Source organism: Vibrio sp. MEBiC08052, from assembly GCF_001506075.1.
Taxonomy (GTDB): Bacteria; Pseudomonadota; Gammaproteobacteria; order Enterobacterales; family Vibrionaceae; genus Vibrio.
Genome location: NZ_KQ947476.1, coordinates 529,862 through 543,580, shown reverse-complemented (window position 1 = coordinate 543,580; position 13,719 = coordinate 529,862). Strand labels below are relative to the sequence as shown.

General features: G+C 47.3%; 15 protein-coding genes. 8 read left to right on the top strand and 7 right to left on the bottom strand.

What is annotated here, in order from left to right; translation table 11 throughout:
- Positions 1 to 333 precede the first annotated feature (333 nt).
- Positions 334 to 882 carry a gamma carbonic anhydrase family protein gene (locus VRK_RS19840; protein WP_059123214.1) on the top strand — a complete coding sequence of 183 codons (549 nt, stop codon included), beginning with the start codon at positions 334 to 336 and terminating at the stop codon, positions 880 to 882.
- Here VRK_RS19840 and VRK_RS19835 read toward each other — a convergent pair.
- From VRK_RS19835 to VRK_RS19820, 4 genes are all read right to left on the bottom strand, one after another.
- Complete coding sequence (locus tag VRK_RS19835) at positions 861 to 1,148, bottom strand: DUF1488 family protein (protein WP_059123213.1); 288 nt, start codon at positions 1,146 to 1,148, stop codon at positions 861 to 863. The genes VRK_RS19840 and VRK_RS19835 overlap by 22 nt on opposite strands.
- Positions 1,145 to 1,999: a shikimate dehydrogenase gene (gene aroE, locus VRK_RS19830; RefSeq protein ID WP_059123212.1), complete on the bottom strand. Its 855-nt coding sequence runs from the start codon at positions 1,997 to 1,999 to the stop codon at positions 1,145 to 1,147. The genes VRK_RS19835 and aroE overlap by 4 nt, the downstream gene beginning before the upstream one ends.
- A 67-nt stretch (positions 2,000 to 2,066) precedes the next feature.
- Positions 2,067 to 2,981 (bottom strand): oxygen-dependent coproporphyrinogen oxidase, encoded by a 915-nt coding sequence (hemF, locus tag VRK_RS19825; protein ID WP_059123211.1) that lies wholly within the window; start codon positions 2,979 to 2,981, stop codon positions 2,067 to 2,069.
- A gap of 17 nt (positions 2,982 to 2,998) precedes the next feature.
- Positions 2,999 to 3,556, bottom strand: coding sequence for an L-threonylcarbamoyladenylate synthase type 1 TsaC (locus VRK_RS19820; protein ID WP_059123210.1), 558 nt, complete (start codon positions 3,554 to 3,556; stop codon positions 2,999 to 3,001).
- Positions 3,557 to 3,771: 215 nt separating this feature from the next.
- Between VRK_RS19820 and purE the strand changes: the two genes are divergently transcribed.
- Both purE and VRK_RS19810 read left to right on the top strand, forming a co-directional pair.
- Positions 3,772 to 4,257: a 5-(carboxyamino)imidazole ribonucleotide mutase gene (gene purE / locus VRK_RS19815; RefSeq protein ID WP_059123209.1), complete on the top strand. Its 486-nt coding sequence runs from the start codon at positions 3,772 to 3,774 to the stop codon at positions 4,255 to 4,257.
- A 5-nt stretch (positions 4,258 to 4,262) separates the two neighbouring features.
- Positions 4,263 to 5,393, top strand: a complete 1,131-nt coding sequence (locus VRK_RS19810; protein ID WP_059123208.1) for a 5-(carboxyamino)imidazole ribonucleotide synthase — start codon at positions 4,263 to 4,265, stop codon at positions 5,391 to 5,393.
- A 118-nt stretch (positions 5,394 to 5,511) separates the two neighbouring features.
- Here VRK_RS19810 and VRK_RS19805 read toward each other — a convergent pair whose 3' ends face one another.
- Genes VRK_RS19805 through dprA form a run of 3 tightly spaced genes read right to left on the bottom strand, consistent with a single transcriptional unit; the run spans position 5,512 to position 7,731 of the window.
- Positions 5,512 to 6,093, bottom strand: coding sequence for a DNA topoisomerase family protein (locus VRK_RS19805; protein ID WP_059123207.1), 582 nt, complete (start codon positions 6,091 to 6,093; stop codon positions 5,512 to 5,514).
- Between the two features lie 10 nt (positions 6,094 to 6,103).
- Positions 6,104 to 6,577, bottom strand: a complete 474-nt coding sequence (locus tag VRK_RS19800; RefSeq protein ID WP_027694359.1) for a DUF494 family protein — start codon at positions 6,575 to 6,577, stop codon at positions 6,104 to 6,106.
- Between the two features lie 5 nt (positions 6,578 to 6,582).
- Positions 6,583 to 7,731, bottom strand: a complete 1,149-nt coding sequence (dprA, locus tag VRK_RS19795; RefSeq protein WP_059123206.1) for a DNA-processing protein DprA — start codon at positions 7,729 to 7,731, stop codon at positions 6,583 to 6,585.
- Between the two features lie 176 nt (positions 7,732 to 7,907).
- Between dprA and def the strand changes: the two genes are divergently transcribed.
- The 5 genes from def to VRK_RS19770 all read left to right on the top strand — a co-directional run bounded on the left by def (position 7,908) and on the right by VRK_RS19770 (position 13,660).
- Complete coding sequence (gene def / locus VRK_RS19790; protein WP_059123205.1) at positions 7,908 to 8,429, top strand: peptide deformylase; 522 nt, start codon at positions 7,908 to 7,910, stop codon at positions 8,427 to 8,429.
- A gap of 11 nt (positions 8,430 to 8,440) precedes the next feature.
- Complete coding sequence (gene fmt / locus VRK_RS19785; protein ID WP_059123204.1) at positions 8,441 to 9,406, top strand: methionyl-tRNA formyltransferase; 966 nt, start codon at positions 8,441 to 8,443, stop codon at positions 9,404 to 9,406.
- 51 nt (positions 9,407 to 9,457) lie between these two features.
- The gene (gene rsmB, locus VRK_RS19780) at positions 9,458 to 10,744 is read left to right on the top strand and encodes a 16S rRNA (cytosine(967)-C(5))-methyltransferase RsmB (RefSeq protein ID WP_059123244.1); all 1,287 of its coding nucleotides are present in this window, start codon (positions 9,458 to 9,460) and stop codon (positions 10,742 to 10,744) included.
- An 81-nt stretch (positions 10,745 to 10,825) separates the two neighbouring features.
- Entirely contained in the window at positions 10,826 to 12,202 is a 1,377-nt protein-coding gene (gene trkA / locus VRK_RS19775) for a Trk system potassium transporter TrkA (protein WP_059123203.1), read from the top strand.
- 12 nt (positions 12,203 to 12,214) lie between these two features.
- The gene (locus tag VRK_RS19770; RefSeq protein WP_059123202.1) at positions 12,215 to 13,660 is read left to right on the top strand and encodes a TrkH family potassium uptake protein; all 1,446 of its coding nucleotides are present in this window, start codon (positions 12,215 to 12,217) and stop codon (positions 13,658 to 13,660) included.
- Positions 13,661 to 13,719 lie beyond the last annotated feature (59 nt).

Here is a 13,719-nt window from a genome sequence, read left to right as displayed (position 1 = left end):
TATTGTTAAAGAGCGATTCTTCTAAACGTTCTCCGTTCGAAGAGGCGGTCATTCTAGCGGGATAAATCTTGGTGTCAAACACTTTTTTCAGATTTATCTTTCGGTGAAGACCGGGCTCACACAGTTGGGGATTTCTCTCCGCTATCCCGTGTCAGCGAGGGGCATTATAGGCATCGCTTTTCGATTGGCAAGCCCTTTTTAATAAGTTTTCTTATGTTTCTAATCAACCGAGTGTTTTTTAGACAGAAAGTCTATTTTTACTCCAAACTGAAAAGCCTTTATCCTTGTTCGACATAGCTAAAAGCAAAAAACTAACTTTTTGAGGAGAGCATCATGAGTTCAATTCGGCGCTATAAAGGTATTGCTCCAGAACTTGGTCTACGCGTTTATGTTGATAGTACGGCCGTGTTAGTCGGTGATATCCGAATCGGTGATGATTCGAGTATCTGGCCTTTGGTGGCAGCCCGGGGGGATGTTAACCATATCCATATTGGTAAAAGAAGCAATATTCAGGATGGTTCTGTTCTTCATGTCACTCACAAAAATGCCGCAAACCCGAATGGTTACCCACTGATTATTGGCGATGATGTAACGGTTGGCCACAAAGCGATGCTCCATGGCTGTACGATTCAGGACCGGGTTCTGGTTGGCATGGGCAGCATTATTCTCGATGGTGTGACGATAGAGAGTGAGGTTGTGATTGGTGCAGGGAGTTTAGTGCCCCCCAACAAAACATTACAAAGTGGCTACCTTTATATAGGTAATCCAGCCAAACAAGCTCGTCCGTTAACAGATGAAGAACGAGCCTTCTTACTTAAATCAGCAGAAAACTATGTTCAGAATAAAGATGACTTTCTTCATCAGGTAGAAGATATCGAATGACAGATGACCAGATCGATTTGTCCGAGCGCATTGTATGCTTCATCTTCAATGAGCTGCTCGGCCAATTCTTCGCAATCAAAACGATACTGAGAGAAAATACTTACAGCCGTTTCTTCACCCGTTATTTGCTGACCGGAAAGCTGTTCCAGAACAGTAACGGCAACAATACACTCAATTAACGCTCCCTGACATTGAGCAGGGAAGCGTATTTGCTGCGTGGTTTCGTCCCAAGACTGCACATCAGGAAAAAGAATTGACTGGTTCATAGACTGCCTTCCAAATTGCGTCTCAGCTCACTTAATATCTGCCGCGTACCGGGACGAATACCACGCCACAACATGAAACTTTCCGCGGCTTGTCCGACTAACATTCCTAAACCATCATAGGCATGAGCACAGCCATTCTCCACAGCCCACTGATTAAAAACCGTGAGCCCTTTGCCATACATCATGTCATAGGCAACACTTTTTTCGGCAAAGATATCACCGGAAATATCCGGCAGTTCCCCGGCCAGACTCGCTGACGTCGAATTAATCACCACATCAAATGCGGTATGAATCTCTGGCATCGGCTGAGCAGAGACCGGGACAGATGTTTGATTTTGATTGTTGTGCTTTTGGAAAAAAGCGGCAAGGTCTTGTGCTTTGGAGAAGGTCCGGTTGGTAATCACAATCGAGTCAGGTAATTGTACTAATAAAGGATGAATCACACCTTTCGCTGCACCACCCGCACCAATTAATAAAATTTTTGCTCCCTTCAAGGGCACCTGATACTGCAATAGATCCTGAACCAGACCGGCTCCATCGGTATTATCTCCGAGAATGCCGCCATCATCGACTTTCTTCAATGTATTGACCGCACCGGCAATTTTGGCGCGCTCAGTCAGCTGATCAGCAAACGCATATGCTTCTTCTTTAAAAGGGACGGTGATATTACATCCCTTTCCCCCCTGTGAGAAAAAAGCATCCACTGCCGTTTTAAACCCATCAATCGGAGCCAGCTCAGCCGTATAGATCATGTCTTGATTGGTCTGGCGAGCAAACAACGTTTGTATAAAAGGAGATTTACTGTGACCGATTGGATTGCCGAATACTGCGTACTGATCCTGATAAGCCATATCCCTGCCTTCACTCAAAGAAAAATAGAAACGAATCTTTTGACCCTATCACTCCCAACGAAAACTGTCACCAGTCTCTTGGTGTCAAATACTCAGCCAAGCGAGCCTCAGCGCTGCCGGTTTCAGGCTGATACCCGTACTCCCAGCGAACTAACGGCGGCATTGACATCAAAATAGATTCAGTCCGACCGCCTGATTGCAGACCAAACAGCGTGCCCCGGTCAAACACCAGATTAAATTCTACATATCGACCCCGTCGATATAGCTGGAACTGGCGTTCATGTTCTGTAAACGGACTATCTTTTCGTTGCTCTACAATCGGCAGATAAGCACGCGTGTATCCCTCACCGACTGCCCGGATATAAGCAAAGCAGGTGTCGAAATCCCACTGATTGAGATCATCAAAGAAAAGTCCGCCAACACCCCGAGTTTCCTCTCGATGCGGTAAGAAAAAGTACCGATCACACCAATCTTTATGTTGTTGGTACACCTCTGAACCAAACGGCTGACAAATCTCTTTCGCCACTTGGTGCCAATGATGGCAGTCTTCGTCAAATGGATAAAATGGGGTTAAGTCAAACCCGCCACCAAACCACCAGACCGGCTGTTCGCCATCTTTTTCGGCAATGAAGAAGCGCACATTCATATGAGAGGTAGGTACGTAAGGATTATTGGGGTGCATCACTAAAGAAACCCCCATCGCTTCGAATCGACGTCCTTTTAACTCGGGTCGGTGTGCTGTTGCTGACGCAGGCATTTCATTGCCTGTGACGTGGGAAAAATTAACCCCGCCCTGTTCAAATACATGACCATTGCGCATCACGCGGCTCCGTCCGCCACCCCCCAAATGTTCACCTGGCTCACGGTGCCATTCATCCTGCTCAAACCGGGACAAACCATCAGTTGCTTCAAGCTGCTGACAAATTGAATCCTGTAGCTGCAGTAAAAAAGTTTTAACGGCCTGCTTATCAATCCCACTCATCACTATTTCCCTTGTTTCTACCCTTGTCTTAATATTTCTTGCGTGCGCGCATCTCGAATCTCACTGGGTTTATCCCGCCCACCGGTTTGTCCAGCCAAAATAGCATGGAGACAGTGGCCAAGTTGTTGCTGCACCGCTTCTGTCGTCATACAAGGTGGCTGACCCGTTAAATTTGCACTGGTTGAGGTAATGGGTTTGCCGTAAGCCTCGCACAGTTGCCGAACCTGTGGATGATCCGTGACCCGAACAGCAATCGTATCAAACAAACCACTGAGCCAAACAGAAACACGATCACTGGCCGGCATCACCCAAGTGATAGGACCCGGCCAACTTGCTTGAACATGAGCCAGTTGTTGTGCAGAAAGCTGGCGTTCATCAATATAGGGCTGTAATTGTGCATAACTGGATGCAATAAGAATCAACCCCTTTTCAACCGGACGGTTTTTTATTTCCAGTAACTTTTGAATCGCATCAGCCCGATCAGGATCGCACCCGACGCCAAAGACACCTTCGGTCGGATAGGCAATCACATTGCCTTGGTGCAACGCATCAAGCACCTGCTCAAAATTATTCACAATACTTCTCATTATGCTCGGATGATGATGCCACTAGTGTACAAACGATCATGCCAGAAAATGAAATCAATTTTGTCCGAAAAGACATTATCGGGGGAACTCTCCAGACGCAAACGTTTTCCTTCAGCTCATTTCCCCGTATAATGCGCGCAAAATTGTCGTACTTTGACAGCATGAACAACTTGAGCATTGCAACAAACCTGAAGGAGTCTGAGATGAAAGTCGGAATTATAATGGGCTCGAAGTCCGATTGGCCAACGATGAAGCTTGCCGCAGAAATGTTAGAGCAATTCGGTGTAGCATATGAAACTAAAGTCGTTTCAGCACACCGTACACCTCAGTTACTGGCCGACTATGCAAGTCAGGCCAAAGCACGAGGTCTCAAAGTGATCATCGCAGGAGCAGGCGGGGCAGCTCATTTGCCGGGGATGGCCGCGGCATTTACCAGTCTGCCGGTGCTGGGCGTTCCGGTTCAATCCAAGGCATTAAAAGGGATGGATTCGCTCCTTTCTATCGTTCAGATGCCGAAAGGTATCGCGGTTGGTACTTTAGCGATTGGTGAAGCCGGTGCAGCCAACGCAGGGATTCTGGCGGCTCAAATCATTGGTGTTCACGATGAACAGGTCATGCAGAAAGTTGAAGCTTTTCGCCAGTCGCAAACGGATACCGTTCTTGCCCATCCAGATCCAACTGAGGAATAGCCAGTATGCACGTACTTGTCTTAGGCGCAGGTCAACTAGCACGGATGATGTCACTTGCCGGGGCGCCCTTGAACATTCACATTAGCGCCTTTGATGTTGTCAGCGGTCAGATCATCCATCCACTGACTCAGGAAGTGCAAGGACATGGTTTGGAGAATGCCATTCAGCAAGCGGACGTTATCACTGCCGAATTTGAACACATTCCCCATGATATCCTCCACCAATGTGAACAAAGTGGAAAGTTACTCCCCGGAGCGCAAGCCATCAAAACCGGTGGTGACCGTCGTCTCGAAAAAACATTGCTTGATGAAGCCGGCGTCAAAAATGCCAAATATTTCGTCATCAAAACCAGAGACGATTTTGACAGTGCTATCCGTCATGTCGGTATTCCAATGGTTCTGAAGAGTGCTTTAGGCGGATACGATGGAAAAGGTCAGTGGCGACTAAAATCAACAACCGATGCCGATGAAATCTGGCCGGAAATGCAACAATGCATTGAAGCCAGTGAAAACCAAGCAATTGTTGCTGAAGAATTCGTCCCCTTTGATCGAGAAGTATCGCTGGTCGGAGCTCGCGGCAAAGATGGACAATGGGTTGTTTACCCACTGTCAGAGAATATCCACACCAATGGTGTCCTCAGTCTGTCAACATCGATTGATGCGCGGATGCTACAGCAACAAGCCAAAACGATGTTTGAAGCCGTTGCCAATACACTCAATTATGTCGGTGTTCTCGCTCTGGAATTTTTTGATGTTCAAGGGCAGTTACTTGTTAACGAGATCGCGCCTCGGGTACACAACTCAGGCCATTGGACTCAACAAGGCGCAGATACATGCCAGTTTGAGAATCATTTACGTGCAGTATGTGGTTTACCTCTGGGCAGCACAAAACTGATCCGTCCGACATGCATGGTGAATATTCTGGGTGAAGATACGCTGCCCTCTGAGATTCTGGCAACGGAAGGATGTCATATCCACTGGTATGGCAAAGAAAAACGTTCAGGCAGAAAGATGGGGCATATCAATGTCAGTGCAGACTATTATGCAGAGCTGGAGCGAATCATCTGTTCGCTTGCGGATGTACTCTCGACAGACGCATTTCCGGCGGTTCATCAATTCGCCAGCCAGCACAGATAATCTCTGATGTTGCTTTCAGCGTCAGTCACTCAAAGCCTATGACGCTTTAATCCACTTTCACAACAGAGTCATTGAACGACACACCTTATCAGCCAAGGGTATCAAAGCCCTTGGTAATTTATTTCGTCTCTGGTTTAGTCTCTTGCGCATGACCGCATCGGCGGGCAGCACAAATTAACGTAGTTCCGGCAGCTGATTTTTTTTCAATGAGCAGTGGAAATCCACATTCGCTGCATTGCCCAATTACTGGGGGAGCGTTGATAGCAAACTTACACTTCGGATACTGATCGCAAGCCCAAAAAGTTTTACCGAAGCGGGACTTTCGTTCAACCAGTTGGCCCGTATTGCATTCCGGACAACATACTTCTCGAGGTTGCTCAGTCTTGGGAGGATCGGATGATTCAATATGATGACATTGCGGGAAATGACTACAGCCGATAAACATGCCATAACGCCCCTGCCTTAATACCAACTCATGGCCACACTCAGGGCAGGGCACACCTAAAGCTTTAACGATATGGCCATCTTGCTGATGGCGCGGGCGAATATAGTCACACGCCGGATAAGCCGAGCAGCCCCAAAATGGTCCGTGTTTACCATGACGCAACTGTAACTCACAACCACATTGGGGACATGACTCAACTTCATCCAAAGCGTGTTCATGTGCAGAAAATAATTGCTGATCTATATGACGACTCATTGAATCTCTATCAGTGCAAAATGCCTTGCTCTTTGGTATACAACCATTCTTCCATCAGCGTATAGGCACTCTCATTACCCGGAACATTGAATAGCACCATCAGAATAATCCATTTCAAATCATCCAGTTCAAATTCATTGGTTTCTAGTCCCATCACTCGGTCAATGACCATTTCTCGAGTTTCGGGCGTCAACACTTTAATCTGTTCAAGGAACAACAGAAATCCGCGGCATTCAACATCAAGTCGGGCTGTCTCCTTCTCGGTATAGACTCGCATTGCTGTTGCAGCACTGATCGATAATGGAGAATGCACATCACTTTGTTGTAGTGATGCCAATTCTTCTAACCAGTTAAGGGCTTTGTAGATCTCTTTCTGATGAAAACCTGCACGCAGGAGCTCATCCTCTAACTCATCTTGATCAACTTGTAACTCAGCATCGCTATGGATGTAAGTTTCGAATAGATACATAAGAATATCCATCATCATAGCTAGCCCCTCCCCTTACGAATATAGCCACCAGCAACTGCAATCACGTGCCCGGATAATTCCAACTCCAGGAGCTGTCTCATTACTTCATGGACTGGTATATGGGTACGCGTTGCAAGAATATCAACTGGTGTCGCTTTTACCCCTACGTTAGCTAACACTTCAGCAAATGGCAATTCTTCGTCGTCAATTAATGGCGGAAAAAGCTCATTTTGCTGAATTTTCTCTTCTTGCTTAACCCAAGCAGATAACGTACCAACTTCAGAAAGTACCTGTTCGATATTCTGAACTAAGCAAGCGCCGTCACGAATTAATGCGTTACTTCCCCGATAACCATGCTGATGAATAGCACCCGGGATCACAAAAACATCCCGATTTTGCTCAGCAGCATACCTTGCAGTAATCAATGATCCACTTTTTTCTGCGGCTTCAATCACCAGCACCCCCAAAGATAACCCACTGATAATCCGGTTGCGGCGAGGAAAGTTCGTTGCCTTCGGGGGCGTTGAGGGACAAAATTCTGACACCAGCACACCGGATTGCTGTTCAAGTATTCGCTCAGCCAGCCCCCGATGCCGAGCCGGATAGATGCGCGCCAAGCCAGCCCCCAACACCGCAATGGTTTTGCCGCCACCGTCTAGTGCTCCCTGATGAGCCTGACCATCAATCCCTAACGCCAGCCCACTGGTCACTGCTACTTGGTGCTGAGCAAACCCATTCGCAAAATGCCATGCATCTTGCAATCCTTGCATACTGGCATGACGGCTCCCCACAATGGCAATCTGTGGAACAGACAGCAACGTAATCTCTCCCTGCACAAACAATAGAGGGGGCGGAGACGGAATTTCTTTCAACAGGGCAGGATAATCCGGTGAAAAATAAGTCACGATGTGACGATGATTGCCACGCACTTGCCATTTAAGGCAATCCTCCGCCACTTGATTCGCGGCTCCGGAGAGCAGATAAGAAACCTGCTCGGGCGTGAATCCCAAAGCAAACCACTCTTTTTCAGAATAATGACTCAACGACTCAAGCGATGCTTTACCGAGTAGTTTTAACAACGATTGAATTCCCAGACGTGGCGTCAGGCAGAGTTTTATCCAGATCAATAGTTGATCTTGTTCAGTGACATGCGAGGCTGATTGGTACATCTCCGGAGATATCCTGATACTAAGTAGTGAGTTGGCGAAACAATGGTCCAATCGACGGATAATTAATAATCACTTCGATTTATCACTCACAATGCTGTCAATTAAGTCTTAAAATGTCTAGAATTGGAGCATTGGACTTTTTATTGTTTCGGCACATTTCAACAATTTGAGTGTATATGTCTGTATTACAAGTATTAACTTTTCCTGATGAACGTTTAAGAACGGTCGCAAAACCCGTTCAAGAAGTCACACCTGAAATCCAAAAATTCGTTGATGACATGATCGAAACCATGTACGAAGAAGATGGGATCGGTCTGGCGGCGACGCAGGTTGATTTCCATCAGCGTATCGTGGTGATAGACGTCTCTGAAACCCGCGATCAACCTCGTGTTTTGATTAATCCTGAAATTATCGAAAAACGCGGGGAGGATGGCATCGAGGAAGGGTGTCTATCGGTTCCGGGAGCAAGAGCACTGGTGCCAAGAGCGGCAGAAGTGACCGTTCGTGCATTAGACAGAGACGGAAAAGAATTTACCTTTGAAGCAGATGACCTTCTGGCAATCTGTGTGCAACATGAGTTGGATCACCTCCAAGGCAAATTATTTGTCGATTATCTCTCTCCGCTTAAACGTAAACGGATTAGAGAGAAGCTGGAAAAAATCAAGCGCGCGAACGAAAAAAAGAAAGATGAAGCATAAGTGAGGTCACGGTGAGTCAGTCACTCAGAATTATTTTTGCCGGAACTCCGGATTTTGCCGCCCGTCATTTGGCGGCATTATTGTCTTCAGAGCATGAAGTCATCGCAGTCTACACCCAACCCGACCGCCCCGCAGGGCGCGGCAAGAAACTAACCGCCAGCCCGGTCAAAACCTTGGCGACAGAACATCAAATTCCGGTTTATCAGCCGGAAAATTTCAAAGCGCCAGACAGCAAACAACAACTGGCTGAGCTCAATGCTGATTTGATGGTGGTCGTGGCCTATGGGCTTTTGCTTCCTCAAACCATTCTGGATGCCCCGCAATTAGGATGCATTAATGTGCATGGTTCGATTTTGCCCAAATGGCGTGGTGCAGCTCCCATTCAGCGCTCTATCTGGGCGGGAGATGAAGAAACGGGTGTGACCATCATGCAGATGGATGCAGGATTAGATACCGGTGACATGTTGTCTATTGCAAAACTCCCCATAGAATCAACCGATACCAGTGCTTCGATGTACGAGAAACTTGCTCGTTTAGGGCCACAAGCGCTCATTGAAACACTTGACGCGATTAGTCATGGTCAAGTAACACCAGTTTCTCAGGATGACCAACTCGCAAGTTACGCTCAGAAGCTGAGTAAAGAAGAATCCCGCATCGACTGGTCACAACCTGCCGATTTTATTGAACGCTGTATTCGGGCATTCAATCCTTGGCCTGTCAGTTATTTTTCCGTGACCGATACCAAAGCAGCGGTATCCCCTTCAATTAAGGTCTGGCAAAGCCGTGTTGAACACACGTCAACCGACCAGCCAGCCGGAACCATCATCCGGGCAGATAAAACTGGCATTTATATTGCCACAGGAAAAGATGTTCTGGTTTTAGAACAACTGCAAGTTCCCGGCAAGAAGGCAATGCCCGTTCAGGATATTCTCAATGCCCGCGCCGAATGGTTTGCAGTAGGAACTCAGCTCAATTAATAATATTGGTAACCGATCGGTTATCTACTTTACTTAAGGTTCAGATTCATGATGAATGTTCGTGCTGCTGCCGCTTCAGTTGTTTTTCAAGTTGTCGATCAAGGCGCGTCACTGTCCTCCGTACTACCAGAGGCTCAGAAAAAAATAAAACCCAGAGATCACGCGCTGCTTCAGGAAATCTGTTTTGGTGTTCTCCGCTATCTGCCGCGTTTAGAAGCAGCAGCAAATGAGCTGATCAGTCAACCGCTGACCGGAAAAAAACGGGTTTTTCATCATTTAATTCTGGTGGGGTTATATCAGATTCAATTCATGCGCATCCCTGACCATGCTGCAGTCGGAGAAACGGTCAGTGCCACTCAGGATTTAAAAGGTACACGCCTACGCGGTTTAATCAACGCCATTCTGAGAAATTATCAGCGCAACAGCGCATCGATCGATCAACGCATTCAAGACAGCAAACATGATGCGGTTCAATACTGCCATCCAAAATGGTTATTGAAATTACTTCAGGAAAGTTATCCGGAGCAGTGGCAGGCGATTGTCACTGCCAACAATCACAAAGCACCAATGTGGCTGCGGATCAACCATCAGCACCACACCACAGAAAGTTACGTGAAGTTGCTGGAAGAACAAAACATTGATGTGAGTCTACACCCACAAGCAAAAGACGCCATAAAATTGGCGGCGCCTTGTGACGTAAAATTATTACCGGGATTTGAACAAGGCTGGGTATCCGTTCAGGATGCAGCGGCACAATTATCGGTCCATTACTTAGCACCGCAAGCCAAAGAATTAATTCTTGACTGTTGTGCCGCGCCCGGTGGTAAAACCGCGCATATTCTGGAACGGATTCCCGATGCACAAGTTGTTGCCGTCGATTGTGATCCATCAAGATTAAAACGGGTGGATGAGAACCTTGCACGACTCAATTTGGATGCAAAAATTATCTGTGGGGACGCCCGGCACCCTGATGATTGGTGGCATGGGGAAAAATTTGATCGTATTTTACTCGATGCCCCTTGTTCGGCAACAGGCGTCATCCGGAGACACCCGGATATCAAATGGCTCCGTCGTGCCGATGATATTACTGCATTGGCCACGCTGCAAAGCGAAATTCTGGATGCCATGTGGGAGCAACTAAAACCTGGCGGAACGATGGTTTACGCCACTTGTTCGGTATTACCTCAAGAAAATAGTCAGCAGATAAAGACGTTTTTATCTCGAACATTAGATGCACAACTGATAAATTCAGAAATTAATAATCCGGGGCGACAAATTCTGCCGGGAGAAAATGATATGGATGGTTTCTATTATGCAGTCTTACAGAAAGCCATCTAGTGTGACTTGAAACATTATATATCTGAGTCATCACGGATTTTAAGCGCACTGTCTTTTCAGTGGTAAACAAGAGATTATGTTATGAAAATCATCATTCTTGGAGCCGGTCAGGTAGGTGGCACACTGGCGGAAAACCTAGTTGGTGAAAACAACGATATTACGATTGTCGATAAAAGTAGTGACCGCCTGAGAGAGCTTCAGGATAAATACGACCTTCGTGTTGTCAACGGACATGCCAGCCATCCGAGTGTTCTCAAAGAAGCAGGCGCTCAGGATGCCGATATGTTGGTCGCGGTTACCAATACCGACGAAACCAATATGACCGCCTGTCAGGTGGCATTTACCTTGTTTAATACGCCCAACCGAATCGCCCGAATTCGTTCTCCCGAATACCTTGCCGAAAAAGAAACTCTTTTTCATTCAGGGGCCGTACCGGTAGACCATTTAATTGCCCCCGAAGAACTGGTCACCAGTTATATCGAGCGCTTAGTCCATTACCCCGGTGCGTTACAAGTGGTCAGTTTCGCCAATCAAAAAGTCAGTCTGGTCGCGGTAAAAGCATATTATGGCGGCCCATTGGTTGGTAATGCACTCTCAGCACTGCGCGAACATATGCCGCACATCGAAACCCGTGTCGCGGCAATTTTTCGTCAAGGCAGACCGATTCGTCCTCAGGGAACGACCGTTATTGAAGCTGATGATGAAGTTTTCTTTGTGGCTGCCAGTAATCATATCCGTTCCGTCATGAGTGAACTACAGCGTCTGGAGAGACCCTATCGCAGAATCATGATCGTCGGCGGAGGCAACATCGGGGCAAGTCTCGCCAGACGTCTGGAGCATAGCTACAGTGTCAAGCTGATTGAACGCAACTATCAGCGAGCTGAATATCTGTCGGAACAGTTGGAAAATACCATTGTATTTTGTGGTGATGCCGCGGATCAGGAGCTGTTGACCGAAGAAAACATCGATCAAGTGGATGTGTTCATTGCTCTGACCAATGAAGATGAAACCAACATTATGTCAGCTATGCTGGCGAAGCGTTTGGGCGCCAAAAAAGTGATGGTTCTGATTCAAAGGGGCGCTTACGTTGATCTGGTTCAAGGCGGCGTAATTGATGTCGCAATATCCCCGCAACAGGCAACCATTTCCGCATTACTCACTCACGTCCGCCGGGCTGATATCGTTAACGTTTCTTCCTTGCGTCGTGGTGCAGCAGAGGCCATTGAAGCGATAGCTCACGGCGATGAAACCACCTCAAAAGTTGTCGGCAAAGCGGTCGGGGATATCAAACTGCCACCCGGCACCACCATTGGTGCCATCGTACGGGGTGAAGAAGTACTCATCGCCCATGACCGGACAATCATCGAGCAGGATGACCATGTGGTGATGTTCTTGGTCAACAAGAAATATGTTTCCGATGTGGAAGCGCTGTTCCAACCCAGCCCATTTTTCCTGTAGTGATTGACGACCATGCTGAATCTGAAATCGATTCTATTTGTGCTGGGCTTGGTGCTCTCCAAACTAGCTTTGTTTATGTACGTTCCGACACTGGTGTCTTTTGTCAGTGGTACGGCCGGATTTCTCGACTTCGGACAGGCAGTACTCATTACCCATGTCGCAGCCTTTATTTTTCTGACCTTAGGCCGGACAGCAAATTTTAAGCTCAATGTCCGAGACATGTTTCTGATTACCAGTTTAGTCTGGACGGTTGCCAGTGCGTTTGCAGCACTCCCTTTCGTGTTTATCAATCATATTAGTTTTACGGACGCCTATTTTGAAACCATGTCCGGAATTACCACCACCGGTTCGACCGTCCTGAGCGGGCTGGATAACATGGCACCCAGTATTTTACTCTGGCGCTCAATCTTACAATGGTTGGGAGGTGTCGGATTTATCGTGATGGCGGTCGCCGTACTACCGATGCTTAATGTCGGGGGGATGAAACTGTTCCAGACGGAATCTTCTGACTGGTCTGATAAAAGTAGTCCCCGGGCCAAAACCGTCGCCAAAAACATCGTGATTGTCTATGTCATTCTGACGCTTTTATGTTGTATTGGCTATGTCATGACTGGCATGACGGTGTTTGAGGCAATTAATCATTCATTCACAACATTATCTACCGGAGGATACTCGACCTCTGACGGCTCGATGAATCACTTCTCAAAAGGCGCACACTGGGTTGCCACCGTGTTTATGTTTCTGGGCGGATTACCCTTCTTACTGTTTGTCTCTGCCATCCGTAAAAAAACACCGATCGAACTGTATAAAGATGCTCAGGTGCGTGGGTTCTTCTATCTGTTTCTCGCAGCAAGCGGCATTGTGAGTGTGTGGCTTGTCATCCATAACGGCTATCCCGTGATGGATGCCATCCGAGTTGCGATGTTTAATATTGTTTCTGTAGTGACGACGACCGGATATGGGCTGGATGACTTTACCGCCTGGGGGGCGCTGCCCAGTACATTATTTGCGTTTTTAATGATGGCCGGAGCCTGTTCCGGTTCGACTGCCGGTGGGATCAAAATCTTCCGTTTTCAAATTGCTATCACGCTACTCAATCGGCAGATGATGAAACTCATCCATCCTTCCGGAGTCTTTGTCCAGCGCTATAATAGCCGCCCGGTCACGGATGACATTGTTCGTTCCGTGGTCGCTTTTGCACTGACTTTTATGATTACAATCATCATCATTGCCGCCGCACTCAGTGCAATGGGACTGGATCCGACAACCAGTATTTCCGGAGCCATTACTGCCGTCTCAAACGTCGGTCCGGGGATGGGGAATATCATCGGCCCGACAGGTAACTTTGCACCGCTACCAGACATGGCTAAATGGATTCTGAGTTTTGGCATGTTAATGGGAAGGCTGGAAATTCTGACTATCTTGGTTCTGTTCTTTCCCGCATTCTGGCGACGTTAAAACAGACAAAAAAGGCCGACGAACACCGGCAGTTATTTTGAGCGGTATTCCGAAGCATT

Coding starts and splice junctions, on each gene's coding strand:
- VRK_RS19840 (WP_059123214.1), top strand. CDS start 334: ATGAGTTCAATTCGGCGCTATAAAGGTATTGCTCCAGAACTTGGTCTA.
- VRK_RS19835 (WP_059123213.1), bottom strand. CDS start 1,148: ATGAACCAGTCAATTCTTTTTCCTGATGTGCAGTCTTGGGACGAAACC.
- aroE (WP_059123212.1), bottom strand. CDS start 1,999: ATGGCTTATCAGGATCAGTACGCAGTATTCGGCAATCCAATCGGTCAC.
- hemF (WP_059123211.1), bottom strand. CDS start 2,981: ATGAGTGGGATTGATAAGCAGGCCGTTAAAACTTTTTTACTGCAGCTA.
- purE (WP_059123209.1), top strand. CDS start 3,772: ATGAAAGTCGGAATTATAATGGGCTCGAAGTCCGATTGGCCAACGATG.
- VRK_RS19810 (WP_059123208.1), top strand. CDS start 4,263: ATGCACGTACTTGTCTTAGGCGCAGGTCAACTAGCACGGATGATGTCA.
- VRK_RS19805 (WP_059123207.1), bottom strand. CDS start 6,093: ATGAGTCGTCATATAGATCAGCAATTATTTTCTGCACATGAACACGCT.
- VRK_RS19800 (WP_027694359.1), bottom strand. CDS start 6,577: ATGATGGATATTCTTATGTATCTATTCGAAACTTACATCCATAGCGAT.
- dprA (WP_059123206.1), bottom strand. CDS start 7,731: ATGTACCAATCAGCCTCGCATGTCACTGAACAAGATCAACTATTGATC.
- def (WP_059123205.1), top strand. CDS start 7,908: ATGTCTGTATTACAAGTATTAACTTTTCCTGATGAACGTTTAAGAACG.
- rsmB (WP_059123244.1), top strand. CDS start 9,458: ATGAATGTTCGTGCTGCTGCCGCTTCAGTTGTTTTTCAAGTTGTCGAT.
- trkA (WP_059123203.1), top strand. CDS start 10,826: ATGAAAATCATCATTCTTGGAGCCGGTCAGGTAGGTGGCACACTGGCG.
- VRK_RS19770 (WP_059123202.1), top strand. CDS start 12,215: ATGCTGAATCTGAAATCGATTCTATTTGTGCTGGGCTTGGTGCTCTCC.